This is a genomic window from Streptomyces sp. NBC_00358 (assembly GCF_036099295.1).
Classification (GTDB): Bacteria; Actinomycetota; Actinomycetes; order Streptomycetales; family Streptomycetaceae; genus Streptomyces.
On sequence record NZ_CP107976.1, the window covers coordinates 8,156,654 to 8,180,310 of the forward strand.

A 23,657-nucleotide genomic window follows, 5' to 3' on the forward strand; every position below is an offset into this window, starting at 1 on the left:
CTTACCGCGGCTCGGCGTGGATGCCGAGCCGCGGAGGTCGGCTGTGGGGGCGCGCACCGGTCCTTCGGCCGTCCCGTTCACGGGCGGACCGGATGACCGGGATTGCGGATGCGTGCATCAGCTCCAGGTGATGCCGGACTTCTCCCGCCACAGGGCGGCGAGCGAGGCGTCGCCGGTCACGCTCGGGAACGGTACGCGGTTCCACAGCGCGAGGTAGAGCGGTGCGGCCGGCCCCGCCAACTCGCAGTCCACATCGACGTCCGCGTCCGTGTCCACGGCGTCGGTGTCCTTGTCCGCGTGCCCCCGCTCTGCGCGTTCGCTGAGCGGCGGTCCGGACGACAGGCGTACGGTCCACACGGTGTCCGGGCGGTCGGTGGCGCGGACGCGCAGCACGCGAGGCTCCTCGGTGCGTACCTTGCTCTTCTCCCGCCGGTGGAAACCGAGCAGCAACTCGTCGATCCCGTCGACCGCGAAGTCCGGCGGGACTTCGGCCGGCTCCCGGCCGAGCGCCGACTGGGCGTCCACCCGGTGCACGGTGGTCTCGTGCGCCTGGCGGCGTGCCCAGAAGGCGAGTGGCGAGGGCGCCGGCATGAAGCTCCAGCACCGCACGTCGGGCGAGGCGCCGGCCAGGGTGTCCACGAGCCCCCGGTGCCCCTCGCGGAACCAGGCCAGCAGTTCCTCACCGTCCAGATCCGGCAGTCCGGCGTCGGGGTGGTACGAGGTGTGGCCCTCGGCGACGAACGCGGTGGCCCAACGGTGGACCATGCCGGTGTGCCGCACCAGGTCCCTGACCTGCCAGCCGGCGCAGGTCGTCACCTTGGCGTCGACACCCGCCTCCCCGGCGGCCGCGGCCAGCAACCGGCCCTCACGGTCCAGGGTTTCGACGAACTCCCGAATCTCCATACCGTGAGTGTGCCCGATGCCCACCCACTGCTGGTCCCTCAGCCGACGGCGGCCCGGCGCGTAGCGAATCCGATCAGCGCGGCCGCGGCCGCCAGCACCGCCACGCTGGTGAGGGCCGTAGGCAGGGAGTACGCGTCGGCCATGAACCCGATCGCGGGCGGCCCGAGCAGCAGGCCGCCGTATCCGAGCGTGGAGGCGACGGCGACCCCGCCGGCTCCGGCCAGCGCGCCGGCCCGGTCGACAGCGACGGGGAAGATGTTGGCGAGGCCCAGTCCGGTGACGGCGAATCCGAGCAGCGCCGCCCAAATGGAGGGGGCGAGGGAGCCGAGCAGCATGCCGAGCGCGGCCGTCGTACCGCCCGCGACCAACGTGCTTGTCCGGCCCAGCCGTTCGAGCAGCGTCGTCCCGCTCAGCCGGCCGATCGTCATGGCGAGGGCGAAGCACGAGTATCCGGCCGCGGCGATCCCCGGGTGCGCGTCCAGGTCCTGCTCCAGATGGAGCGCGCCCCAGTCCGCGAGTGCTCCCTCGCCGTACGCCGTGCACAGGGCGATCAGCCCGAAGACGACCACCAGGCCCCGGGTACGGCCGTCGGAACGCGACCGCGCCGCGCCGCCGTCACTCCGTGGGTGATCCGGTGACACGGGGGCGTCCTGACGGAGCAGTGAGCGTCCCGCGACGCCCGTCACGAGCAGGCCGATGACGGCGATCCCGAGCAGATGGCGGGTCGGCGACACCTGTCCGGCGACCAGCCCGCCGAGCCCTGCCCCCAGCATGCCGCCCAGACTGAACGCCGCGTGGAAGCTGGGCATCACGGGGCGCCGCAGCGCGGCCACGAGATCGACGGCCGCGCTGTTCATGCCGACGTTCAGGCCGCCGTACGCGGCGCCGAAGATCAGCAGAACGAGGCCCAGGGCCGTCACGGAGTGGGTGAGCGGCGGCAGGACGATGCTCAGGGACAGCAGCACGGCGCAGACCACGGTGACCGGGTGGCTGCCGAACCGTCGGCACAGCCGTCCCGTCAGCATCATGGTGATCACCGCGCCGGCGGAGACGCCGAGGAGAGCGAGCCCGAGGGTGCCCGCGGAGGCGCCTGTCCGGTGCTTGATATCGGGGATCCGGACGACCCAGCCGGCGAAGACGAAGCCGTCCAGGGCGAAGAAGGCGGTGAGGGTGATGCGGAGTCGAATGAGGGAGCGGTCCGGCACGACGCTGTGCGGGCTGGTTTTGTTTATTAGCGGCACAAAATCACGTTAGACGGATGCCCAGCTCGGAGCAAGGGAGCCGATGGGCACACCTGGGCCGGTGGGGCCATCTTGGCCGGCGGGCACACCGACCCGCGGGCCCACAGCCACACGTACCCGTGGACTCGCGCACGCAGACCGGCGCACCTGCGGAATCGTTCCCCCGCGAAATCGCTCCCCCGCGGACCCACGGACCCGCGGACCCGCGCACCAACCGACCCGCGGCCCTAGATGCCTACGCGCCCGCGCATCCGTGAACCCGCCGGCGCGATACGGCGCGGGCGCACACCGCCGTCCGCGCGTGCCTCGACCGGCCCGCGCGGGCTCGTCGGCGGTCCTGCTCGGCGGTTCGCCGTCCCGACAGCCCGGACGGCGAACCGCGCTTCGTTCCCCGCTCAGACCGCCGGAGCCGGGAAGGTCGGGTACTCCACCCCGGAGACGTGCTGGACGACGCGGATGACCTGGCAGGAGTAGCCGAACTCGTTGTCGTACCAGAGGTAGAGGATCGCGTTGTCGTCCTCGACCTTCGTCGCGCCGGCGTCGACGATCGAGGCGTGGCGCGAGCCGATGAAGTCGCTGGAGACCGCGTCGGGGGCGCTGATGAAGTCGATCTGGCGCTTGAGCGGCGAGGTCAGCGAGACGTTGCGGAGGTAGTCGAGGACCTCCTCGCGGGTGGTCGCACGGCCCAGGCGCAGGCTGAGGATCGCGATCGAGACGTCCGGCACCGGCACGCGGATCGAGCTTCCGGTGATGGGCGCCTTCAGGTCGGGCAGCGCCTTGGCCACCGCGGAGGCGGCACCCGTCTCGGTGATGACCATGTTGAGCGGCGCGGAGCGGCCCCGGCGGTCCGAGCTGTGGTAATTGTCCAGCAGGTTCTGGTCGTTGGTGAACGAGTGGACGGTCTCCACGTGACCGCGCAGGACGCCGTACTCCTCCGCCATCGCCTTCAGCGGGGGCACGATCGCGTTGGTGGTGCAGGAGGCGCAGGACAGGATCCGCTCGTCCGGCTTGATCATGTCGTGGTTGACGCCGTGCACGATGTTGGGGACGTCGCCCTTGCCGGGCGCCGTCAGGACGACCTTGTCGATTCCGGGCCGCAGGTGGTTCGAGAGACCCTCGCGATCACGCCACTTGCCGGTGTTGTCGACGAGGATGGCGTCCTTGATGCCGTACGTCGTGTAGTCGACCTCGGACGGGTCGTTGGCGTAGATGACCTTGATCTCGTTGCCGTTGGCGATGATCGTGCTGTTCGCCTCGTCGACGGTGATCGTGCCCTGGAACTGGCCGTGGATCGAGTCGCGGCGCAGCAGCGAGGCGCGCTTGACGATGTCCTGGTCGCCGCCCTGGCGTACGACGATGGCGCGCAGCCGCAGACCGTTGCCGGAGCCGGTCTTCTCGATGAGCAGGCGGGCGAGGAGGCGGCCGATGCGGCCGAAGCCGTAGAGGACGACGTCACGCCCCTCGCGGCGCTCGATCTTGTTCTCGCCGGTGGCGCCGGCGACCGCCTCGGCGGTGAACTCCTCGACGGACAGGCCGCGGTCGTCGGCCCGGTACGTCGCGGCGAGCATGCCGATGTCGATCTGGGACGGCCCGAGATCGAGCGTGGTGAGCGTCCGCAGGAACGGCAGGGTGTCGGTGACCGAGAGCTCCTCCCCGGCGATCTGCCGGGCGAAGCGGTGGGTCTTGAGGATGCTCACCACCGACTTGTTCACCAGGGAGCGGCTGTGCAGGAGGATCGTGACGTCCTGCTCCCGGTGCAGCCTCCCGATGATCGGGATCATCGACTCCGCGATCTCTTCGCGGGTCTTCCAGTTGGTGAACGCGTCGTCGTTGACAGTCACAGAATCATCTTTCGAGCTAGGTGGCGCTCATATGCTAACCGGAGCGTCTTTTCGATCGTTCACGTGGTGTCCACTTGATGTGGAAGGCGGCGTCCGCCGGGGTGTCACAGGGCATCGGAAGGGATGGGGCCGCACCGGAGCCAGGGCCTCCGCGGGGCCGGCCGGACGGCTGGGGGACGTCGTTCACCAGTACGGCAAAGGTTCCGGCATCCGTCCTGGACCTTTTCGTTGCCGTAGACACCCTTGACAGCGTGCGTACTGTTTCGCGACGTTTGAGCCCTTGCCCATTCGTTCGGATCTCGGTGCTCGACCGGGAGGCGAGTCCGCGTGCCGTACGGATCGGCAGAAATCAGAAAAGTGGCAGGACGCGGACAGCGCGTCATGGGGGGAGCTGTCGCCCATGCGATCCATCAGCAAAGATCCACACGCCCGACTGGCCAGTGCTGTGACCGGTACATCCCTCGCAGCGCCTGCGGAAGGGCGGTTGATCTGAGGTGGAGATCACGATCCACAGACTCGACGGCCTCGGCGCCCCGCTGCGCGAGGCCTGGCACGGGGCGATGGACGCATCGCCCGAATACGCGAATCCGTTCCTGTCGCCGGAGTTCGCGACGGGGGTCGGCAGGTTTCGAGGCGGTGCGCAGGTCGCGGTCCTGCGTGACGGCGGGGAGCCCGTCGGGTTCCTGCCGTTCGAACGCAACGTCCTCGGCGTCGGCAGAGCCATCGGCCTCGGACTCTCCGACTGTCAGGCACTGGTCCACAGGCCCGGGGTCTCCTGGGACGCTCAGGAGGTGTTGCGCGCCTGCGGGCTGTCCATCTTCGAGTTCGATCATCTCGTCGAGGAACAGAAGCCGTTCAGCAGATACGTTACTGGGACCTTCGCCTCCCCGGTCGTGGACCTGAAACCGGGGGACAGCGACTACCCGGGGTGGCTGCGCAGCGCCTACCCGGGGCAGGCCAAGACGACCCTGAAGAAGGAACGCCGCCTCGGGCGGGACGTGGGCGAGGTGCGGTTCGTCTTCGACGAGCGCGATCCCCGGATGCTGCGCACCCTCATGCAGTGGAAGTCCGCCCAGTACCGCAGGACAGGGCGCATGGACCGGTTCGCGCGCCCCTGGATCGTCGGTCTGGTGGACCACCTGTTCGATGTCCGCGAGGAGCACTTCACCGGCGTACTGTCCGTGCTCTACGCCGGGGACCGGCCGGTGGCCGCCCACTTCGGACCGCGCTCGCGCACGGTGCTCGCGGCCTGGTTCACCGCCTACGACCCCGAGTTCCACCGGTACTCGCCCGGTCTGATGATGCACCTGCGGACCGCCGAGGCGGCCGGCCGCAACGGTGTGAGCCTGCTGGATCTGGGGCGCGGCGACAAGGAGTACAAGGACTGGCTCAAGACACGTGAGCTGCGGGTGGCCGAGGGGTTCGCGGCCCGCCCCCATCCGGTGGCGGCGGCACACCGGCTGTGGCGCCGACCCGTGCGCGGTCTGCGCAACACCGTCCTCGCCCATCCCGCGCTGCGCGATCCGGCCGACCGGCTGCTCAGGACGGTCGGCACGCTGCGCGCGTCGGGCCGCGCGGAATCCGGCGGAGCGGGGCCGCGCGCCCGCTGACCCTGTCGCACGGCACACCCGGGGAGTCTCCGCTGCCGCACGGGTCGGCGCGGAGACCCCCGGGCATGCCGGAGCCGACCCGTGCCGCTGCGCGGTACGGCACCGCCTCCCCGTGCGGCCTGGGGGACCCGTGCGACGTGTGGGCGGGCACGCCGCGGAAACCGGGCGCCGCCGTCATACGGCGATGACGTCGATCCCCGCTTCCTCGAACCGTGCGATCGTCTCGGGTCCCGCCGCCGCGTCCGTCACGAGCGTGCCCACCGACTCGGCCCCGCAGATACGGGCGAACGCGCGGTGCCCCAGCTTGCTGGAGTCGGCGGCGACGATCACGCGCTCGGCCCGCTCGCACAGGAGGCGGTTGATCGCGGCCTCCGCCTCGTCGTGGGCGGCGGCGCCGTGCGCGGCGTCGAAGGCGACCACGCCGAGCACCGCGACGTCCAGGGTGATCTGCCCGAGCACGCCGTCCGCGAGCGGTCCGATCAGCTCGTAGGACTGCGGCCGGGCCACCCCACCGGTCACCACGATCTTGAACTGGGGGCGCACGGCGAGCTCGTTCGCGATGTTCAGCGCGTTCGTGACGACCGTCAGCGCGGGGGAGCCCGACGACAGGTCCGGGCGTACGGCCAGCGCGCGGGCCACCTCGGTCGTCGTGGTGCCGCCCGTCAGGCCCACCGCTTCGCCGGGTGCGATGAGGTCGGCCACCGCTCTGGCGATGCGCTGCTTCTCCGAGGCGTGCCGGGCGGTCTTGTAGCGCAGGGGCAGTTCGTAGGAGACGCCGTGCACCACCGCGCCGCCCCGGGTGCGCACGAGCATCTGCTGCTCGGCCAGCTGGTCGAAGTCGCGCCGGATCGTCGCCGCCGAGACCTCCAGCCGGGTCGCGGCCTCCTCGACGTCCAGGCGGCCCTGCTCCACGAGGAGTTCCAGCAGCGCCTTCCACCGGGCGTCGCGCGACATCCGCACCCTCCATTCCTCGATCTTCCGCGACCTTAACGCACTCCAGACCCCCTCGAATGCTTGATTGTGCTCGAAACCTCGCTATATCTTGCAGGAACAAGCATCAGTGGGAGGGGTACGGCATGACGTATGTCGAGGACGAACTGAGCAGCCAGCCCGAATGCTGGAGCCGCGCCGCCGAACAGGCACCGGCGCACCGGGCCGCGCTGCCCGCGGCGGGGGAGCGCGTCGCGATCGTGGGGTGCGGCACCTCGTACTTCATGGCGCAGGCCGCCGCCGCCCTGCGTGAACAGTCCGGACAGGGCGAGACGGACGCCTTCGCCGCCTCGGAGTTCCCCGTGGGCCGCTCGTACGACCGGGTGGTCGCCCTGACCCGTTCCGGGACGACCACCGAAGTCCTCGAACTCCTCGAACGCCTCCGGGGACACACCCGCACGACCGCCGTCACCGCCGATCCGCACACGCCCGTGATGGAGTCCGCGGACGACGTCGTCGTGCTCGACTTCGCCGACGAGCGGTCCGTGGTGCAGACCCGGTTCGCCACCACGGCGCTCACGCTGTTCCGCGCCCATCTCGGTCTGCACAGCGAGGCCGTCGTCGCCGACGCGCGCACCGCGCTCGACGTGCCGCTGCCCGAAGGGCTCGTCGGCTGCGGGCAGTTCACCTTCCTCGGCCGCGGATGGACCGTCGGCCTCGCCAACGAGGCCGCCCTCAAGATGCGGGAGGCCTCCCTCGCCTGGACCGAGGCCTACCCGGCGATGGAGTACCGGCACGGGCCCATCAGCGTCACCACCGACGGCACCGCCACCTGGATGCTCGGCGAGGCGCCCGAAGGGCTGGCCGAACAGGTGCGGGGGACCGGCGGGTTGTGGGTGGACGGCGGCGGCCTCGACCCGCTCGCCGGACTCGTCCGCGCCCAGCGCCTCGCCGTCGCCGTCGCCGCGGCGCGCGGCCTGGACCCCGACCGGCCGCGCCACCTCACCCGTTCGGTGATCCTCAGCCACTGAACAGGCTCGACCACCCACGGAGTAGGAGGAGTTGTGCCCCTCGCAGCAACCGGTGAGCTGGTCGGCAGGGCCGCCGAGGAACGGACCGCCGTCGCCGCCTTCAACGTCATCACCTTGGAGCACGTCGAGGCCGTCATAGCCGGCGCGGAGTCCGCGGGCGCGCCCGTCGTGCTCCAAGTCAGCGAGAACGTGGTCAAGTTCCGCTACGGCCGACTGCTCCCGCTGGCCAGTGCGGCGACCGCCGCCGCCGAACGGGCCTCGGTGCCCGTCGCGTTGCATCTCGACCATGTGCAGAGCGACGAGCTGCTGCGGCAGGCACCCGGTGCCGGGTTCAGCTCCGTCATGTACGACGCCTCGCGGCTGCCGTACGAGGAGAACCTCGCCGCGACCCGGGCCGCCGCCGACTGGGCACACGCCCAAGGCCTGTGGATCGAGGCCGAGTTGGGTGAGATCGGTGGCAAGAACGGTGAACAGCCGCGGGACGCGCACGCGCCCGGTGCCCGTACCGACCCCATGGAGGCGCGCGCCTTCGTGGCCGACTCCGGCGTGGACGCGCTGGCCGTGGCGATCGGCAGCTCGCACGCCATGACCACCCGGACCGCCGCTCTCGACCACGACCTGCTCAAGCGGCTGGCCGCCGCGCTGGGTGTCCCCCTCGTCCTGCACGGCTCCTCCGGGGTCCCCGACGGGGAGCTCCGGGCGGCCGTCGGAGGCGGCATCGCCAAGGTCAACGTCGGCACCGCCCTGAACATCGCGATGACCGGTGCCATAAGGGAGTTCCTCGCCGCCAGCCCCGACGCCGTGGACTCGCGGAAGTACCTCGGCGTGGGACGGGAGGCGATGGCGCGGACGGTGGCGGGGTTCATCGGTGTGCTGCGCGGCTGAGCGTCGCCCACATGCGGCTACAGCCCGATATGCCGCCCAAAGCGCCCACTCGGCCTGTGCCGGGAGCGGTCCTGGCCGCTCCCGGCACATGTGCTTTTGCACCGACGGCAGTTCGAGTGGGTGACAAGGTGGCTAGGGTGAACAAGTATGAGAAGGCCGAAAGGGCACGGCAGGCTCGCGGGTGAAGTATCGGCCCGGAGGCCACTCGGGCAGGCGTCCGTATGCCCCATGAACACGGGGAGCAGGGGTTTGCGGTGTTTTCGGCGCACAGCCGGCGCGGGACCGAGCGCAGGACGGAGAAGGCCTTGAGCGGTCAACTTCTGGCTGGTATTCGCGTGTCGGCGCGCGACGACGGCGTGTGCGCCACGGTGAACCGTGCGACGGCCACCGCCCGTCCGCGCCCCGCCGCGCGTCGAGGGGTCCGCAGACCCATGCCTTTGGGCCCGATGTGAACGGTCTGATCTACTACGTGGCCGCGGCCGTCCTCTGGATGGGACTCGCCGCCCAGTTGCCCGATCTGTTCCGCCACTGGAGGGACCCGCTCAAGCGGTCGTTCTGCGCCGTCATCCTGCTGTCGGGACTCTGCTTCGTGCTCGGCGCGCCCCCCACCGTCGCCCTGGTCAACAGGGTCACGGGCATACCGAACGTGGCGGCGCCGCTGACCTACGGCGCGGTGACCGCCTTCGGCGCGGCCTCCCTCATCCTCATCGTGCACTGGCGGGGCAGCGACCCTGTCCGGGTACGGCGTACGGCCCGGGCCTGGCTGTTCAGCTACCTGGGCGTGATCGTCGCCGAGGGCGTCCTGTTCTCGCTGGGCGACACCCCCGTCGAGCGCCGTGCCGACTTCGACACCTACTACGCCTCGACGCCGTTCATCCGCGAGATGATCGTGCTGTACCTGATGGCGCACATGGTGGCCGCGGTGACGACGACCCTGCTGTGCTGGCACTGGACACGGAAGGTCAAGCGCTGGACCCGTGGCTCCCTGGCCCTGCTCGTGGTGGGCTGGCTGTTCACCAGCGCCTACAGCATCGTCAAGTCCGTCGCGCTGACCGCTCATTGGCTCGGACACCGCTGGGACGGTCTCAGCACCAGCGTCGCCCCGCTCGTGGCCGTCGGTTCCTGTCTGGCCTCGGCCGGCTACATCCTTCCGCTCCTCGGTCCGCGCATCGACTCGGCCGTCACCTTCGTACGCCTGCGGCCCCTGTTCTTCCTGCTGGCGGGGCCGACCAGCCGTCGGCGCTGCGTCAGGGCGCTGTCGTGGCGGACGATCAGCGACGTCGAACTGCAGCTCACCACGCGGGAGACAGCCATCCGCGACGGCCTCAAGCGGCTCGCCGGGCAACTCGACGACCAGGTCCGTCGCCACGCCTACCGGGAGGCGCTGGCCGCGGGGTCGAGCGCGGCGGACGCCGAGGTGATCGGGATGGCCGCGATGGTCGCCGTGGCCGCACTCGCCGAGGCTCCGACCCCCGGCGCGGAGACCGGTACCATCGGCATCACCGTCGGTGACGTCGATGTGGTGGTCTCCGTCAGCGCACGCCTGCGACGGCCGGCCGACGCCTCGCGGCCGCTGGACACCGGCCAGCCGTCCTTGCTGAGCCTGTCCAAGGCGGTGCGCACCCCCATCGTCGACGCCGCGGTCCAGTCACGGAGAACCGCGGTGCGACAGCTCTCCTGAACGCGGTCGCCGTCACACGGGAACGGGGCCCACGGAGTCGAGGAAGGCGCTCTCCCCGGGGGTCAGCGGCGGCCCGGCCAGCGGCTCCAGGACAGGGCCCTTCACGGTGGCGAGAAGCAGCTTGGGATGCACGAGACGGCTCGCGTCCTCCTGGAGCGTGATGACCGCGCACATGGCCGCGGACACGGAGTACGAGGTGGTGGCGACGCGCGCCATCCGGCCCATGTAGCGGCTGAGGAGCCGGTCGGCGAGCGTCGGAGCCTTGCCGACGACCTCCGGGAACCACTGGTCCTGGGAGGTGCTCATCGTGTAAGCGGCCGTGACGGACTTCGCGGCCGCGCGCTGGACGCCGCGGGCGAATCCCGGAGCGGTGACGTCCGCCTCCCGCAGCCGTCGGCTCAGCGCCAGGGCACCGAGGGCCGCGACGGACATGCCCTGGCCGTAGACGGGGTTGTAGGTGGCGACGGCGTCACCGAGCACCACCACGCCCTCGGGCAGGGCCGCCTTCTCGAACCCGCGGCGCCTGTTGCGGGTGCTGCGGGTGAGGAACACCTCGCTGAGCGGCTCGGCACCGGAGACGAGCTGCCCGACGAGGGGGTGGCGCAGACCGAGGGCGAAGTCGGTGAACTCCTCGGGATCGGCGGTGGGTTCGCCGCCGCGGGTGCCCGCGAGGCTGACCAGCCAGCGGCCGCCCTCGATCGGCACCAGGTTCGCGGAACGCCCCGGCCGGGAGTCGGCGGGGTTCGCCTCGACCTGGGTCAGCGGGAAGTCCTCCGCGCCCTTCGGAACGCGGAAGACCCTACTGGCGTAGACGAGGCCCGAGTCGACCTCGTCGGTCGGTATCCCGGACACGCCGAGCGCTTCGAGCCAGTTCTCGACGCGTGAGCCCCGGCCGCTCGCGTCGACGACCAGATCGGCGCTCAGGTCCTCCTCGGCGCCGTCGGCGAGGACGCGTACACCGGTGACGCGCTGGGCGGTTCCGAGCAGGGACAGCGCCTCGGCACGGCGGACCGTGACCCGGGCGGTCTCCAGGACCGCCTCGCGCACGATCGAGTCGAGCAGGTCGCGGCTGCAGCAGGTGAGCAGCAGTTCGTCGGCCACCGTCGGCCAGCGTCGGTACCAGCCCTGCGCGCCGAAGCCCAGAATGCCGGTCATGGGCTGCTCGTGAGCTCCCGACGCGAGCAGCCGCCGACGCACGTCGGCCTCCGGAAGCAGCTCCTGGATGGCGTCGCGTCCGCTGGGCAGCAGGATGTGAGCGTGCCGTGCCTGCGGAACACGCCGGCGCGGATGCGGCCCGTCGGGCAGTTCGTCCCGCTCCAGGACGATCACGTCGTCCACCGACCGGGACAGGGCCGCGGCGGCGAGCATGCCGGCCACGCTCCCACCGATCACGACAGCACGGCGCGACATGTTTCCCCCAGTTGTCATTGGCGAGCGCGCCCACTCTACGTTCGTGCACGTGTGCGCATAAGGGAGATCAAGAAGTGCGCCGAATCTGTCATTTGGTGACGCGTCGAGGGTCCTCCCGCTCCACGCCGGCACCCGACCCGCCCGCCGCCCGGTGCTACCGGTCGGCGTCCTTCTTCACGGCCCGCAGAACGACGAACTTGGCGTCGCCCGCGATCAGTTCGCTGTTGCCGAACAGCCGGCGCAGCTTCAGGTGGTAGCCGAGATGACGATTGCCGATCACCCACAGCTCGCCGCCCGGCCGCAGCGCGCGCCGCGCGTCCGAGAACATCCGCCAGGCGGTCGTGTCCGTCGTCGCCTGGTGGGAGTGGAACGGGGGATTGTTCAGGACGAGGTCGACGCTCCCGGAGGGGACGCCGTCCAGCCCGTCGGCCACCCGGAACTCGGCGCTTCCCCCGGCGTTCGCCCGGAAGGTCGCCTCCGCCGAGGCCACCGCCTGGTAGGACTCGTCGGCGAACAGCACCTCGGCGTCGGGATTGGCCAGCGCCATCGCCGTACCGACCACGCCGTTGCCGCAGCCCAGGTCCACGATCCGCTCGACTCCCCGGCTGCGCGGCAGATGCCCCAGGAAGAAGCGGGTGCCGATGTCGAGGCGGTCGGCGCAGAAGACGCCCGCGTGGTTGACGACCGTGCGGCCGGAGACCGCGCCGACGTCGTCGGGGAGCACGTAACTGTACGGCCAGGGGTTGGCCTTGCGGGCGATCCCCTGGAGCGGGGTGCAGAAGATCAGCCGGGCCTTCCTGTCGGCCAGCGAGGTGCGGGTCGGACCGAGGATCCGCTCGAAGAGGTGCAGCGTCGAGGTGTGGATCTCCTTGACCATCCCGGTGCCGATGACGACCGTTCCCTCGTGCACGCCGGGCGCCAGCCGGTGCAGTTGGTCCTCCAGGAGCGCGAGGCTCTTCGGCACCCGCACCAGCAGCACGTCGATCCGCTCGGGAGGCGGGTCCTGGGTGGTGAGGAGCCGCACCGCGGACTCGTCGGCACCGGCCCGCGCCAGATTCGCCCGGGTCGCCTCCTGCGCCAGGAGGGAGTCGGTGATCTGGGTCGGCCGCCGCTCCGACAACGCCGTCGTGAGCGCACCCCACCGGTCGCCGACGATCACGACCGAACCCGTCAGCGGGGTGCCGCTCTCCGCGAGATGCCCCAGCAGATAGGTGTCGGCGGCGTCCCAGGCGCGCAGTCGCTCGCGAGGGTCCTCAGGGAAGCGGGCGAGCTCGTAGTCGCCCCAGGGTGTCGTCATCCGGTCGTTCATCGTGGGTCAAGGCTAAGCGACCGGGAGCGCCCGGAGTGCGCGAGGATGAGGGCATGTCGATGGACGCGGAGCTGTTCCCTCGCGACCGGACCGAGATCGCGCCCGGCGCCGTGCACCTCCCGGACTGGCTGGACGGAGAACACCAGCGACTGCTCCTGGAGGCCTGCCGCGGCTGGGCGCGCCCGCCGGCGGGCCTGCGCACGGTACGCACCCCCGGCGGCGGCACGATGACCTCCCGGCAGGTCTGTCTGGGCTGGCACTGGTACCCGTACGGCTACGCGCGCACGGTGGTCGACGGCGACGGCTCGCCGGTGAAGCCCTTCCCCGGCCGGCTCGGCGAGCTGGCCCGCGAGGCGGTCGCCGACACCCTCGGCGCCGACGCTCTGGACGCGGACGGGGCCACGCCGTACGACATCGCGCTGATCAACTTCTACGACGCCGAAGCCCGCATGGGCATGCACCGCGACAGCGACGAATCGTCCGACGCCCCGGTCGTGTCGCTGAGCCTGGGCGACACCTGCGTCTTCCGGTTCGGCAACACGGAGTCGCGGACGCGCCCCTACACCGACGTCGAGCTGCGCAGCGGCGATCTCTTCGTGTTCGGCGGCGCGTCACGGCTCGCGTATCACGGAGTACCGAGGGTGTACGCGGGGACCGCGCCGCCGGAGTTGGGACTGATCGGACGGCTGAACGTCACGCTCCGGGCCGCCGGCTTCCCGCCCGGGCCCACGCGGTAGCGGCCGACGGCCGCGCTGACGAGACCGGGGCGGCCGGTCCCCCGGGCCGCCCGGCCGGCGTGCGCTCCGAGGTGGCCGCCCGGCACCGTGGTCGGCAGTGGCTCATCGACGGCGGCCGATCGACGCACAGCCGCCGTGCGCCCGGGTGGGCCCGCGCGGCGGCTGCCATGACCGGCCGGACCCCGCGCGAGCGGATCATGGGAGACTCGCCCTCATGAACGGCAAGGCGGGCTCCCGGACGGCGGGGGATGGCAACACGCGGACGCGGCTCGACCGGGGGCGCGGGGCACTCGGACCGGCGCTGGAACTCGTGCACACCGGGCGGGCGCCGACGCGGGCCGTGCTCACCGCCGAGTTGGGCGTCACCCGGGCGACCGCGGGCGCGGTGGCCGCGGAGCTGGAGGCGCTGGGGCTGATCCGGGTCGACGCCCGGCCCGGCGCCGCCGCCGGTTCGCAGGGGCGGCCCTCGCACCGGCTGGAGGTCGCCGAGGACGGGCCTGTCGCGCTGGCCGCGCAGGTGCACGCCGACGGGTTCCGCGCCGCGCTGGTCGGTCTCGGCGGCCGGATCGTCGCGACCGCGCCCGGCTGCGAGACCGTCGACGCCGATCCGGCGAAAGTGCTCGGCTCGGTCGTCGACGCCGGCGCCGAACTGCTCCGCGAGACCGGACGCCGCTGTGTGGGCGCCGGGCTCGCCGTACCCTCCGCCGTCGCCGAACCCGAGGGGCTCGCCCTCAACCCGCTGCACCTGGCCTGGCCCGCGGGCGCCCCGGTCCGGCAGATCTTCGCCGAGCGGGTACGCGCCGCCGGTATCGACGGTCCGGCGTTCGCCGCCAACGACGTCAACCTCGCCGCCCTCGCCGAACACCGGCACGGAGCGGGCCGGGGCGCCCGCGACCTGCTCTGCGTGGCCACGGGACACCGTGGCGTCGGCGGCGCCCTGGTGCTCGACGGGCGCCTGCACACGGGCAGTTCGGGGCTCGCCCTCGAAGTCGGCCACCTCACCGTCAACCCCGAGGGCCGCCCCTGCCACTGCGGCAGCCGTGGCTGCCTCGACGTCGAGGCCGACCCGCTGGCCTTCCTCACCGCGGCCGGCCGGGCCCCGGGCCCCGAGGTGTCCCTGCTCCAGCAGTCCAACGAACTGATCCGCGACGAGTACGCCGACCCGGCCGTCCGCACGGCCATCGAGGCGCTGATCGACCGCCTCGGCCTCGGCCTCGCGGGTCTCGTCAACATCCTCAATCCGGACCGGATCATCCTCGGCGGGCTGCACCGCGCCCTGCTGGACGCCGACCCGGACCGGCTGCGCGCCGTCGTCGCCGACCGCAGCCTGTGGGGGCAGAGCGGCGGGGTACCGATCCTCGCCTGCACCCTGGACCACAACAGCCTTGTCGGAGCAGCCGAGTTGGCATGGCAGCCGGTACTGGACGACCCGCTGACGGCGCTGCCCGGCTGACCCTGGGCCGCTGCTCGGCCGAGCCTTCAGGGGCGCCAGGAGACGGCGAAGGCCTGCCCGGCGTTCTCGGTGAGCATCCGGTCCACCCGGTCCTTGCCCAGGGCGAGTTCGAGTCTCGGGCGGACGCGCCGCAGCAGATACGGCATCCCCGGGCCGCCGTTGACCGAGCGTGCCGCCGCGGTCGTCGTGTCGCCGCCGAGCAGCAGCCGGTGGCCGAAACCGGCGTCGGCGAGGGCGCGTACGGCGTCGGGCATGCGCCAGTCGGTGCCGTGGTTGGCGCGGGAGGGGCCGTCGAAGGCGAGGTAGGCGCCCGACTCGGCGGCCTCGCGCTGCACCACGGGGTCCGGGGAACGGTTGAGGTGCCCCAGGATCACCCGGTGCGGCGGAACGCCCAACTCGCCGCACAGCAGGTCGAGTACGTCGAGGGCGCCGGTGCCCAGTTCCAGGTGCACGGCGATCGGCGCACCGGTCGCGTGGTGCGCCTCCGCGGCGGCCGTCATCGTCCAGCGGGCATGCGCGTCCAGGGCGTGGAAGCCGCCCGCGACCTTGATCAGTCCGGCCCGGACCCCGGTCGTCCCGATGCCCGTCGTGAGCTCGGAGACCAGGACGTCGGCCAGCCCTCCGCGCAGCTCGCTCAGCAACTCCGGTGTGTAGTGCGCCGCTTGGTGCAGTCCGGTCGCCGATACGACATGGACCCCGGCGTCGCGGGAGATCAGCGGCAGATCCGCGGCCCGCCTGCCCAGACCGTAAGGCGTCCACTGCACCACGCTGCCGCCGCCCTGAGCGCGGAACGCGGCCAGTTCGGCCCGCGCGGCGGACGCGTCGCACAGTTCCTGGCCCGGGAGTCGCGGGCTGCCGAAGAACAGGTGGTCGTGCGCGTCGCACACCCCGAGGTGTTCGGGGAGCACGTCGCCCAGGACCGTACGGACCGTGGCCACCGGGCTCACCACTGCCGGCCCCGCGGCAGCGAATCGCGCTCGGGCTCGGACACGTGGAGCACCTGGAAGACGTCGCCCGGCGCCTTGGGGGAGCCGTGTTCCCAGAGCGAGAAGTGCACGACCTCCCAGTGCCGCGGGTCGACGGCGGCACCCGCGCAGACTGCCCCGTCCAGCGCGGCCAGCCGCCCGGCCTCGCGCGCCGCCTCCTCCATCGCCTCGGACATCTCCACGCCCTCCGCGACGGCCTGGCGCCGGCGGACCGCGACCACGGCCGGTGATCCCGAGGCACCGCCCTCCTCGTAGGCGAGACCGGTCCAGTGCCGCACCACCGGACGCCCGAAGTCGTTCACCAGTCCCTGGAACGCCCCGCCCCAGAGGAAGGAGTTCATGCCCTCGGCCGTGTTCCACAGGTAGAACGGCGCGTACTGGTTGACCGGGGAACCGTCCACCCCGCGCTCGCGCATCAGATACGCCTTGATCCCGAGGCCGTTCCACGCGTCGAGCCGGTGACCGACGCGGGCGACCCGGTCCCGGACGACGGTCATGTCGTAGTCGGCGGGAAGCGTGATCTCGTACTGCAGGGCGTGCATGGGAAGGTCCTTCCTGGAGTTCGCGGGGGAGGGCTGACGGCGGTCCTCGGGTTTCGGCGCGGCCGTGTCAGCGGGCGGGTGCCAGCAGGGCGAGCAGTCCCCGGACTCCCGCGTCGAAGGCGGCCGGTGAACCGGAGGCGCGTGCCAGTACGTAGCCGCCCTGGACGGTGGCGAGGATCGTCGCGGCGATCTCCTCGCAGTCGAGCGCGGGCGCGAACTGCCCCTGCTCCCTGCCCTCTTCGACGATGGCGGCCAGCCGCCCGCGCAGCCATTCCAGCGTCTCGTCGACCGGTGCGCGCAGTTCGTCGTCCGCGATCACGTCCGGGTCCATCGTGAGCCGCCCGATCGGGCAGCCGCGCAGGACGTCGCGCTCGCGGCGCAGATAGGCCTCGATCCGCTCGTACGGCGACCCCGGCGAGCCGAGCACAGCCTCCGCGGCGGCCCGCATCTCCTCGGCGGTCCGGCGGATCGCGGCGAGCGCCAGACCCGGCTTGCCCGCGAAGTGGTGGTACATGCTGCCCTGCCCCGCGTCCGCCCGCTCCAGGATCGCCTTGGGGCTGGTGCCCACGTAGCCGCGCTCCCAGAGCAGCTCGCGGGTGGACTCGATCAGGCGGTCCGGAGTGCTCATGAATCCACTGTACATACCAGTAGGTACAGAGGTCGACGGTCCTGCCGTCACAAGCGCGGGCGCCGGGGGAGCAGCCCGGGGTGCCCGGCGTACTCCCCCGGGGGTACGCGTACGGCCGCTGGCCGGACGACGACTCGGACCCCCTCCTGGGGCGAGTCTCGAAGCATCACCAAGAGATCCTGCGGAGACGCGTGGTTCCACCGAGGAGATGACTCGAGATGCAGACCCTGGCGAACTGGGACGGCGGCCCCGGCCCGTGGATCCTGTTCTTCCCGCTGATCTGGGCGGCCGTCGTGATCGGCGTCGTGACCGTGCTGCGCCGCACCGCCTGGCGCGGACGCCGTGGTGGCCCGTGGCGTGCGACGGGCGGCTTCGGCCCCGGCGGCTCCCTGCCGGCCGGCGACTCGCCGATCGCCGTGCTCGGCCGCCGCTTCGCCTCCGGGGAGATCGACGAGGACGAGTACTGGCGCCGCCTCTCCGTCCTCGACGAGCAGTTCGGGCGCCCGGGCAAGGGCGGTCCGGCATGACGCCCAAGACGCCCGCCACGACGACACCCATGACCACCCCCCGGGACGCGGCCCGTGTCGCCGGGGCCGTGAAGGTGTACGGCGGCGGCGACACCGCCGTGCGGGCCCTGGACGGGGTGAGCGTCGGCTTCCCGGCCGGCCGCTTCACCGCGATCATGGGGCCCTCCGGTTCCGGCAAGTCCACCCTCATGCACTGCGCGGCCGGCCTGGACACGCTCACCTCGGGAGCCGCGTACATCGGCGACACCGAACTCGGCACCCTGGACGACCGCCGCCTGACCCTGCTGCGCCGCGACCGGATCGGCTTCGTCTTCCAGGCGTTCAACCTGATTCCGACGCTCACCGTCGCCGAGAACATCGCCCTGCCCATGGACCTGGCCGGAACCAAGGGCTCCCGCGACTGGATCGACGCCCTCGTCGACGTCGTCGGTCTGCGCGACCGGCTCCACCACCGGCCCGCCGAACTGTCCGGCGGGCAGCAGCAACGCGTCGCCGTGGCAAGGGCGTTCGCCGGACAGCCCGACGTCGTCTTCGCCGACGAACCCACCGGCAACCTCGACTCCCGCTCCGGTGGAGAGGTCCTGGACCTGCTCGGCCGTGCGGTGCGCCGGATGGACCGAACCGTCGTCATGGTCACCCACGACCCGGTCGCCGCCGCCCACGCCGACGAGGTCGTCTTCCTCGCCGACGGACGCCTCGTGGACCGGATGGAGAACCCGACGGCCGACAAGGTCCTCGACCGCATGAAAGCCTTCGACGGCAAGGGGGCACCGGTATGAACGCCGCCCTGCGCCTCAGCGCCTCGTCGCTGCGCTCCCACAAACGCCGCTTCGCGGGCACCTTCTTCGCCGTGCTCCTCGGCGTCGCCTTCCTGGCCGGCACCCTCGTCATGGGCGACACCCTGCGCGCCGGGTTCGACACGATGTTCGGCAACGCGGCCGAGGGCACCGACGCCGTCGTCCGCAGCGCCGACACCATCACCACGCCGGGGCAGAGCCAGGGCACGCGCGCGCCCGTCGGCACCGATCTGGTGAGGACGATCGAGCGGACCCCCGGCGTCGCGGCCGCCGCGCCGGACATCCAGGGCGCGGGCCAGCTCATCGGCTCCGACGGCAAGCCCATCGGCGGCCAGGGCCCTCCCACCCTCGCGGGCAACTGGATCGAGGACCCGAAGCTCAACGCGTACCGGCTCGCCGAAGGCCGCGCCCCGGCGAAGTCCGGCGAGGTCGTCGTCAACAGGGGCACCGCCGAGAAGGGCCACCTGAAGATCGGCGACACGACGGTCCTGCGCACGCCCGACCCATTCCGGGTGACGATCGTGGGCCTCGCGACCTTCGGCGGCGCGGACGGCATGGCCCAGGTGACCTTCACCGGCATGACCCAGGCCGACGCGGAGAAACACCTCACCGCGAAGCCCGGCGAGGCCGCGAGCATCCGCGTGCGCGCGGGCCCGGGGGTCGGTCAGGACGAGCTCGTCTCCGACCTGACTCCCGTACTCCCCAAGGGAGTCGAGGCCATCACCGGACAGGAGTCCGCGCGGGAGAACACCGACATGGTCTCCAGCCAGTTCCTGGACGTCTTCACCACGCTCCTGCTCGTCTTCTCCGGCATCGCGCTCCTCGTCGCGACCTTCTCCATCCACAACACCTTCGCGATCGTGGTCGCCCAACGCACCCGTGAGAACGCGCTGTTGCGCGCCCTGGGCGCCTCGCGCCGGCAGGTCACCGTGTCGACCCTGGCGGAGGCTGGCGTCGTCGCCGTGACCGCCTCGGCGGTGGGACTCGCCGGTGGCATCGGTATCGCAGCCGGACTCCAGGCACTGTTCCCGGCCATCGGATTCCCTTTCCCCGAGGGCGATTTGGTGATCAGCGCTCTGTCCATGCTGCTGCCGCTCGGCGTCGGCATCGTGGTCTGTCTCGGCTCCGCCCTGCTGCCCGCCGCACGCGCCGGACGCACGGCACCGCTCGCCGCCCTGCGGGAGACCGCCGTCGACGAGTCCGGTGCCTCGCGCGGCCGAGCGGTGGCCGGCGGTGGACTGGCGGCCCTGGCACTGGCCCTCACCCTGACCGGAGTCCTGCTGACTCCGTCGCTGTGGCTCGCCGGACTCGGCGCCGTGCTGGCCCTCGCCGCCTTCGTGGTCCTCGGCCCGGTCGCGTCCACGACCGCCGTACGGGTCCTCGGCGCGCCGCTCGGCAGGCTGCGCGGCGTCACCGGCGGACTCGCCCGGCGCAACGCGCTGCGCAGCCCCAAGCGGACCGCCGCGACCGCGGGCGCGCTGATGGTCGGCGTCGCCGTCGTCTCGCTGTTCACGGTCTTCGGAGCCTCGCTCAAGACCACCATGGACCGCACGGTCTCCCACTCCTTCGCGGGTGACGTCGCCGTCAGCACCCCGTCGTTCGGCGCGGGCGGCAGCGGGCTCAGCCCGAAGCTGGCCCCGGCCATCGCGCGGCAGCCGACGGTCGCGTACGCCGTCGGGCTGGGCAGGGGCGTCGCCGAAGTCAACGGCAAGGGACGAGCGTTGACGGTCACGGACCCCGCCGCACTCGGCAAGGTCCTCGACCTCGGCGACGTACAGGGATCGCTGAGCGGTCTCGGCGCCGACGGCATCGCCGTCACCCGCAAGGAGGCCGACAGAGAGCATCTGGTGCCCGGCGGCACGGCCCGCCTCACCTTCACCGACGGGCAGCGGCTGGACTTCACCGTCCGCGCCGTCTACGGCCGGTCGGAACTCGCGGGCGACTACGTCATCACCCGCGCCGCCTGGGCCCCGCACCGCACCCAGGACGCCGACACGCTCGTCGCCGTCTCCTTCAAGGACGGCGTGAGCACGGCGGAGGGCAAAGCCGCGGTGAAGAAGGTCGCCGAGCGGTACGGCGGTCCCGAGGTGCAGACCCGGGACGAGTACGCGCAGTCCTCGGCGGGCGGCATCGACATGATGCTGACCCTGGTCTACGCCCTGCTCGCCCTCGCGGTGCTCATCGCCCTGCTCGGTATCGCCAACACCCTGACGCTCGCGGTCCACGAGCGCACGCGGGAACTCGGACTGCTGCGGGCCGTCGGGCAGACCCGGGCACAGTTGCGTGCCATGGTCCGCTGGGAGTCGGTCCTCGTCGCCGCCTTCGGCACGGCGGGCGGGCTCGCCCTGGGTGCCTTCCTCGGCTGGGTGCTCGTCGAGGCCTCCGACGGCGTGTCGGACAGCGCCTTCGCCTTCGCGGTCCCGCCGCTGCGGCTCATGGTGGTGGCGCTGGTGGGTCTCGCTGCCGGAGCCGTCGCGGGACTGCGTCCGGCACGACGGGCGGCACGCCTGGACGTGCTGCGGGCCATCGCCGCGGAGTGAGCCCCCATGGTCGTACGACGCCCGCGAACGAGCGGCGTACGCGAGGGGGTCACCGCCCGGTCAGCCGGGAACGGCGGACCGGGCGGGAGCGTGTTCCGGCCGCAGCACGTCGACGGTGTGCCGAAGGGTGGCCTCGCCCGCGATCTCGTAGGGCGAACGAAGTGAGGCCGCCACCACGGGCGTCGACGCCGGAAGCGTGAACCACACGACCTTGCCCGACTCGCCGTCGGGCCGCACACCCCAGCTCTCGCTCACCGCCGCGACCATGGCGAGGCCGCGTCCGCAGGTGGAGCCGGGGTCGGCTTCCCGAATCACGGGAAGCCGCGGATCGTGGTCGTGCACCGAGACAGTGAGCCGGTCGAGCTGAAGCTCGATCTCCACGGTGCAGATCTTGTCCGGCTGGGCGTGCCGGTGGACATTGGTCAGCAACTCGGTGACTCCGAGTGCGGCCCGGTCTATCAAGGGGTCCAGATGCCAGTAGCGCAACTGCGCAGAGACGATTCTGCGGACCTGGCCGATCCGCGACGGCAGGGCTTGGAGCTCCACCGTGCAATGCCTGCTTGGCTGGCTGATCACGGCTGCGACTCCCCGAATTGAGGTCCGGAAGAAGACGGAGATCGGATCCAGCAGAGTGGCTGAGAGGAACGGCCGCCTGCTGCGGTGACCGGCGGGCTGGTTCGTAGCGTTATCGCCGGTAAACCCAGAGTAGTGATGTGACATCAGAGTGGCCCAAGGGGCACGGTCCCGCAACTCGCGGCGCCTCAGGACTCGTGGCGCGGGTGTGGGCGCGGCTCAGCCGCTGCGTCCCGCCGCCCTGCGGACCGCTTCGATGAAGCGGCGCGCCGAGGGCGGTCCCGGCCGGCCGGGCGCGGGATCGTGCTCGCCGAGCGTGAGGGAGTAGCGCGTGCCGTTGACGTCGGCCGACGCCCGGTCCTCGTGCGCGAACCACGGTTTCGACGCTCGCACCGCCTGCACCGGCGCGCTGTCGATCTCGCTGCCGTAGCTGGTGAGCAGTTCCAGCCTGCCGTCGCTGATCCGGACCTGTCCGGCCCGGGTGAGCGACCGCAGCCGCTTCCCGATCCGCACGCCCGTGGCCGTGAACTCCGGCTCCGCCATGATGCCCCGCCCCCTTGTGCGCTCCGGCTGTGCCCTGTCGTGACCCAGTGTGCGTCCAGGTCGGGGGCGTTCGCCCCGTTCGGTGCAGTCTGCCCGCAGGTGGCGTCGAGCACCAGTGCGTATGACGAGGTGGTGGCGGCGACGGGAGCAAAGGCCGGGATGCGCCCCCTCGATCCGGATCCACACCCTCCCCCCAGGGGCGCCTTTGAGCGGCCCAAAGGTGTGTTTATGCAGGTGAGAAGCGTACGGAAGGTGCTTATGATCGAGGAGTCCGACCGGTTGAAGCGGTGTCGGCACCATGCGTTAGGAGCCATCCCGTGAGCACTCCCCAGCAGACCCGGACGGGCGAGACCCTCGATGTCGACCGCAGTGACACGGAGTACCGGACCTGGCTCAAAGAAGCCGTCCGCAAGGTCCAGGCCGATGCCAACCGCTCGGCCGACACCCATCTGCTCCGCTTTCCGCTGCCCGAGCAGTGGGGCGTCGACCTCTACCTGAAGGACGAGTCGACCCACCCAACCGGCAGCCTCAAGCACCGCCTCGCCCGCTCCCTCTTCCTGTACGGCCTGTGCAACGGCTGGATTCGGCCGGGCCGCCCGGTGATCGAGGCGTCCAGCGGTTCGACGGCCGTTTCCGAGGCGTATTTCGCTGGGCTTGTCGGCGTTCCTTTCATCGCGGTCATGCCCCGCACCACGAGTGCGGAGAAATGCCGGCTGATCGAATTCCACGGCGGGCAGTGCCACTTCGTGGACGATTCCCGCAAGATCTACGCGGAGTCGGCCGCCCTCGCGGTCGAGACCGGCGGCCACTACATGGACCAATTCACTTATGCGGAAAGGGCCACGGACTGGCGCGGGAACAACAACATCGCCGAATCCATCTTCCGTCAGCTGGCGTTGGAGCGTTTTCCGGAGCCCGCGTGGATCGTCGCCACGGCCGGCACCGGCGGTACCTCGGCGACCCTCGCCCGCTACGTCCACTACATGCAGGCGGACACCCGTATCTGTGTGGCCGACCCGGAGAACTCCTGCTTCTTCGAGGGCTGGACCGCCGGTGATCCGAACGTCACCTGCGACCGAGGCTCACGCATCGAGGGCATCGGCAGACCGCGCATGGAGCCGAGCTTCGTGCCCGGGGCCATCGACCGCATGATGAAGGTGCCGGACGCGGCGAGCGTCGCCGCCGTACGCGCCCTGGAGCAGGCCATCGGCCGCAAGGCGGGCGGCTCGACCGGCACCGGCCTGTGGAGCTCCCTGAAGATCGTCGCCGAGATGGTGGCCGAGGGGCGCAGAGGAAGCGTGGTGACGCTGCTGTGCGACCCCGGGGACCGTTATCTCGACAAGTACTACTCGGACGCGTGGCTGGCCGAACAGGGCCTGGACATCGCGCCGTACACGGCGGCGATCAACTCCCTGCTGCGGACGGGCGTCTGGCCGGACTGACCGGTGACGGCGGGACGGACTGCATGGCCGCGCTCTCCCAACCCCCGC

The 23,657-nt window shown here is 71.7% G+C and carries 21 protein-coding genes; 10 read left to right on the forward strand and 11 right to left on the reverse strand.

Going from position 1 to position 23,657, the window contains the following annotated elements; translation table 11 throughout:
* Positions 1 to 117: 117 nt before the first annotated feature.
* The 3 genes from OHT01_RS34920 to OHT01_RS34930 form a co-directional block, all read right to left on the reverse strand.
* Positions 118 to 903: a maleylpyruvate isomerase family mycothiol-dependent enzyme gene (locus tag OHT01_RS34920; RefSeq protein WP_328557101.1), complete on the reverse strand. Its 786-nt coding sequence runs from the start codon at positions 901 to 903 to the stop codon at positions 118 to 120.
* Between the two features lie 38 nt (positions 904 to 941).
* On the reverse strand, positions 942 to 2,144 hold the full coding sequence (locus tag OHT01_RS34925) for an MFS transporter (protein ID WP_443043482.1): 1,203 nt from the start codon (positions 2,142 to 2,144) through the stop codon (positions 942 to 944).
* 395 nt (positions 2,145 to 2,539) lie between these two features.
* Positions 2,540 to 3,985 carry a glyceraldehyde-3-phosphate dehydrogenase gene (locus OHT01_RS34930; RefSeq protein WP_328557102.1) on the reverse strand — a complete coding sequence of 482 codons (1,446 nt, stop codon included), beginning with the start codon at positions 3,983 to 3,985 and terminating at the stop codon, positions 2,540 to 2,542.
* Positions 3,986 to 4,479: 494 nt separating this feature from the next.
* Here OHT01_RS34930 and OHT01_RS34935 point away from each other — a divergent pair, with 494 nt between their 5' ends.
* A complete protein-coding gene (locus OHT01_RS34935; protein WP_328557103.1) occupies positions 4,480 to 5,595 on the forward strand; it encodes a GNAT family N-acetyltransferase in 1,116 nt (371 codons plus the stop codon).
* Positions 5,596 to 5,769: 174 nt separating this feature from the next.
* On the opposite strand, the gene OHT01_RS34940 is transcribed toward OHT01_RS34935, so the two are convergent.
* A complete protein-coding gene (locus tag OHT01_RS34940; RefSeq protein WP_328557104.1) occupies positions 5,770 to 6,549 on the reverse strand; it encodes a DeoR/GlpR family DNA-binding transcription regulator in 780 nt (259 codons plus the stop codon).
* 122 nt (positions 6,550 to 6,671) lie between these two features.
* On the opposite strand from OHT01_RS34940, the gene OHT01_RS34945 reads away from it, so the two are divergent.
* The 3 genes from OHT01_RS34945 (at position 6,672) to OHT01_RS34955 (ending at position 10,122) form a co-directional block, all read left to right on the forward strand.
* Positions 6,672 to 7,556: an SIS domain-containing protein gene (locus OHT01_RS34945; RefSeq protein ID WP_328557105.1), complete on the forward strand. Its 885-nt coding sequence runs from the start codon at positions 6,672 to 6,674 to the stop codon at positions 7,554 to 7,556.
* A gap of 33 nt (positions 7,557 to 7,589) precedes the next feature.
* The gene (locus OHT01_RS34950) at positions 7,590 to 8,441 is read left to right on the forward strand and encodes a class II fructose-bisphosphate aldolase (RefSeq protein ID WP_328557106.1); all 852 of its coding nucleotides are present in this window, start codon (positions 7,590 to 7,592) and stop codon (positions 8,439 to 8,441) included.
* Positions 8,442 to 8,889: 448 nt separating this feature from the next.
* Positions 8,890 to 10,122, forward strand: a complete 1,233-nt coding sequence (locus OHT01_RS34955; protein WP_328557107.1) for a hypothetical protein — start codon at positions 8,890 to 8,892, stop codon at positions 10,120 to 10,122.
* A 12-nt stretch (positions 10,123 to 10,134) separates the two neighbouring features.
* Here OHT01_RS34955 and OHT01_RS34960 read toward each other — a convergent pair whose 3' ends face one another.
* Both OHT01_RS34960 and OHT01_RS34965 read right to left on the reverse strand, forming a co-directional pair.
* On the reverse strand, positions 10,135 to 11,532 hold the full coding sequence (locus OHT01_RS34960) for an FAD-dependent oxidoreductase (protein WP_328557108.1): 1,398 nt from the start codon (positions 11,530 to 11,532) through the stop codon (positions 10,135 to 10,137).
* 154 nt (positions 11,533 to 11,686) lie between these two features.
* Positions 11,687 to 12,829, reverse strand: coding sequence for a methyltransferase (locus tag OHT01_RS34965; protein ID WP_443043483.1), 1,143 nt, complete (start codon positions 12,827 to 12,829; stop codon positions 11,687 to 11,689).
* 71 nt (positions 12,830 to 12,900) lie between these two features.
* Between OHT01_RS34965 and OHT01_RS34970 the strand changes: the two genes are divergently transcribed.
* Both OHT01_RS34970 and OHT01_RS34975 read left to right on the forward strand, forming a co-directional pair.
* Positions 12,901 to 13,578, forward strand: a complete 678-nt coding sequence (locus tag OHT01_RS34970) for an alpha-ketoglutarate-dependent dioxygenase AlkB family protein (protein ID WP_328558372.1) — start codon at positions 12,901 to 12,903, stop codon at positions 13,576 to 13,578.
* Positions 13,579 to 13,792: 214 nt separating this feature from the next.
* Complete coding sequence (locus tag OHT01_RS34975) at positions 13,793 to 15,031, forward strand: ROK family protein (RefSeq protein ID WP_328557110.1); 1,239 nt, start codon at positions 13,793 to 13,795, stop codon at positions 15,029 to 15,031.
* A 26-nt stretch (positions 15,032 to 15,057) separates the two neighbouring features.
* Here OHT01_RS34975 and OHT01_RS34980 read toward each other — a convergent pair whose 3' ends face one another.
* The 3 genes from OHT01_RS34980 to OHT01_RS34990 all read right to left on the reverse strand — a co-directional run bounded on the left by OHT01_RS34980 (position 15,058) and on the right by OHT01_RS34990 (position 17,187).
* Positions 15,058 to 15,969, reverse strand: a complete 912-nt coding sequence (locus tag OHT01_RS34980) for a phosphotriesterase family protein (RefSeq protein ID WP_328557111.1) — start codon at positions 15,967 to 15,969, stop codon at positions 15,058 to 15,060.
* A 5-nt stretch (positions 15,970 to 15,974) separates the two neighbouring features.
* Complete coding sequence (locus OHT01_RS34985) at positions 15,975 to 16,559, reverse strand: DUF4865 family protein (RefSeq protein WP_328557112.1); 585 nt, start codon at positions 16,557 to 16,559, stop codon at positions 15,975 to 15,977.
* Positions 16,560 to 16,626: 67 nt separating this feature from the next.
* Positions 16,627 to 17,187 carry a TetR/AcrR family transcriptional regulator gene (locus OHT01_RS34990; RefSeq protein ID WP_328557113.1) on the reverse strand — a complete coding sequence of 187 codons (561 nt, stop codon included), beginning with the start codon at positions 17,185 to 17,187 and terminating at the stop codon, positions 16,627 to 16,629.
* A 218-nt stretch (positions 17,188 to 17,405) separates the two neighbouring features.
* Between OHT01_RS34990 and OHT01_RS34995 the strand changes: the two genes are divergently transcribed.
* From OHT01_RS34995 to OHT01_RS35005, 3 genes are read left to right on the forward strand one after another with little or no spacing between them, the layout of a single operon-like run.
* Positions 17,406 to 17,714: an SHOCT domain-containing protein gene (locus tag OHT01_RS34995; protein ID WP_328557114.1), complete on the forward strand. Its 309-nt coding sequence runs from the start codon at positions 17,406 to 17,408 to the stop codon at positions 17,712 to 17,714.
* Positions 17,711 to 18,493, forward strand: a complete 783-nt coding sequence (locus OHT01_RS35000) for an ABC transporter ATP-binding protein (RefSeq protein WP_328557115.1) — start codon at positions 17,711 to 17,713, stop codon at positions 18,491 to 18,493. Before OHT01_RS34995 ends, OHT01_RS35000 begins: the two co-directional genes overlap by 4 nt.
* Positions 18,490 to 21,051 carry an ABC transporter permease gene (locus tag OHT01_RS35005; protein WP_328557116.1) on the forward strand — a complete coding sequence of 854 codons (2,562 nt, stop codon included), beginning with the start codon at positions 18,490 to 18,492 and terminating at the stop codon, positions 21,049 to 21,051. The genes OHT01_RS35000 and OHT01_RS35005 overlap by 4 nt, the downstream gene beginning before the upstream one ends.
* Positions 21,052 to 21,111: 60 nt before the next feature.
* Here OHT01_RS35005 and OHT01_RS35010 read toward each other — a convergent pair whose 3' ends face one another.
* Together OHT01_RS35010 and OHT01_RS35015 are read right to left on the reverse strand one after the other, a co-directional pair.
* The gene (locus OHT01_RS35010; protein ID WP_328557117.1) at positions 21,112 to 21,627 is read right to left on the reverse strand and encodes an ATP-binding protein; all 516 of its coding nucleotides are present in this window, start codon (positions 21,625 to 21,627) and stop codon (positions 21,112 to 21,114) included.
* A 216-nt stretch (positions 21,628 to 21,843) separates the two neighbouring features.
* Positions 21,844 to 22,167 carry a hypothetical protein gene (locus tag OHT01_RS35015; RefSeq protein ID WP_328557118.1) on the reverse strand — a complete coding sequence of 108 codons (324 nt, stop codon included), beginning with the start codon at positions 22,165 to 22,167 and terminating at the stop codon, positions 21,844 to 21,846.
* A gap of 317 nt (positions 22,168 to 22,484) precedes the next feature.
* Here OHT01_RS35015 and OHT01_RS35020 point away from each other — a divergent pair, with 317 nt between their 5' ends.
* Positions 22,485 to 23,609 (forward strand): PLP-dependent cysteine synthase family protein, encoded by a 1,125-nt coding sequence (locus tag OHT01_RS35020; protein ID WP_328557119.1) that lies wholly within the window; start codon positions 22,485 to 22,487, stop codon positions 23,607 to 23,609.
* Positions 23,610 to 23,657: the final 48 nt, after the last annotated feature.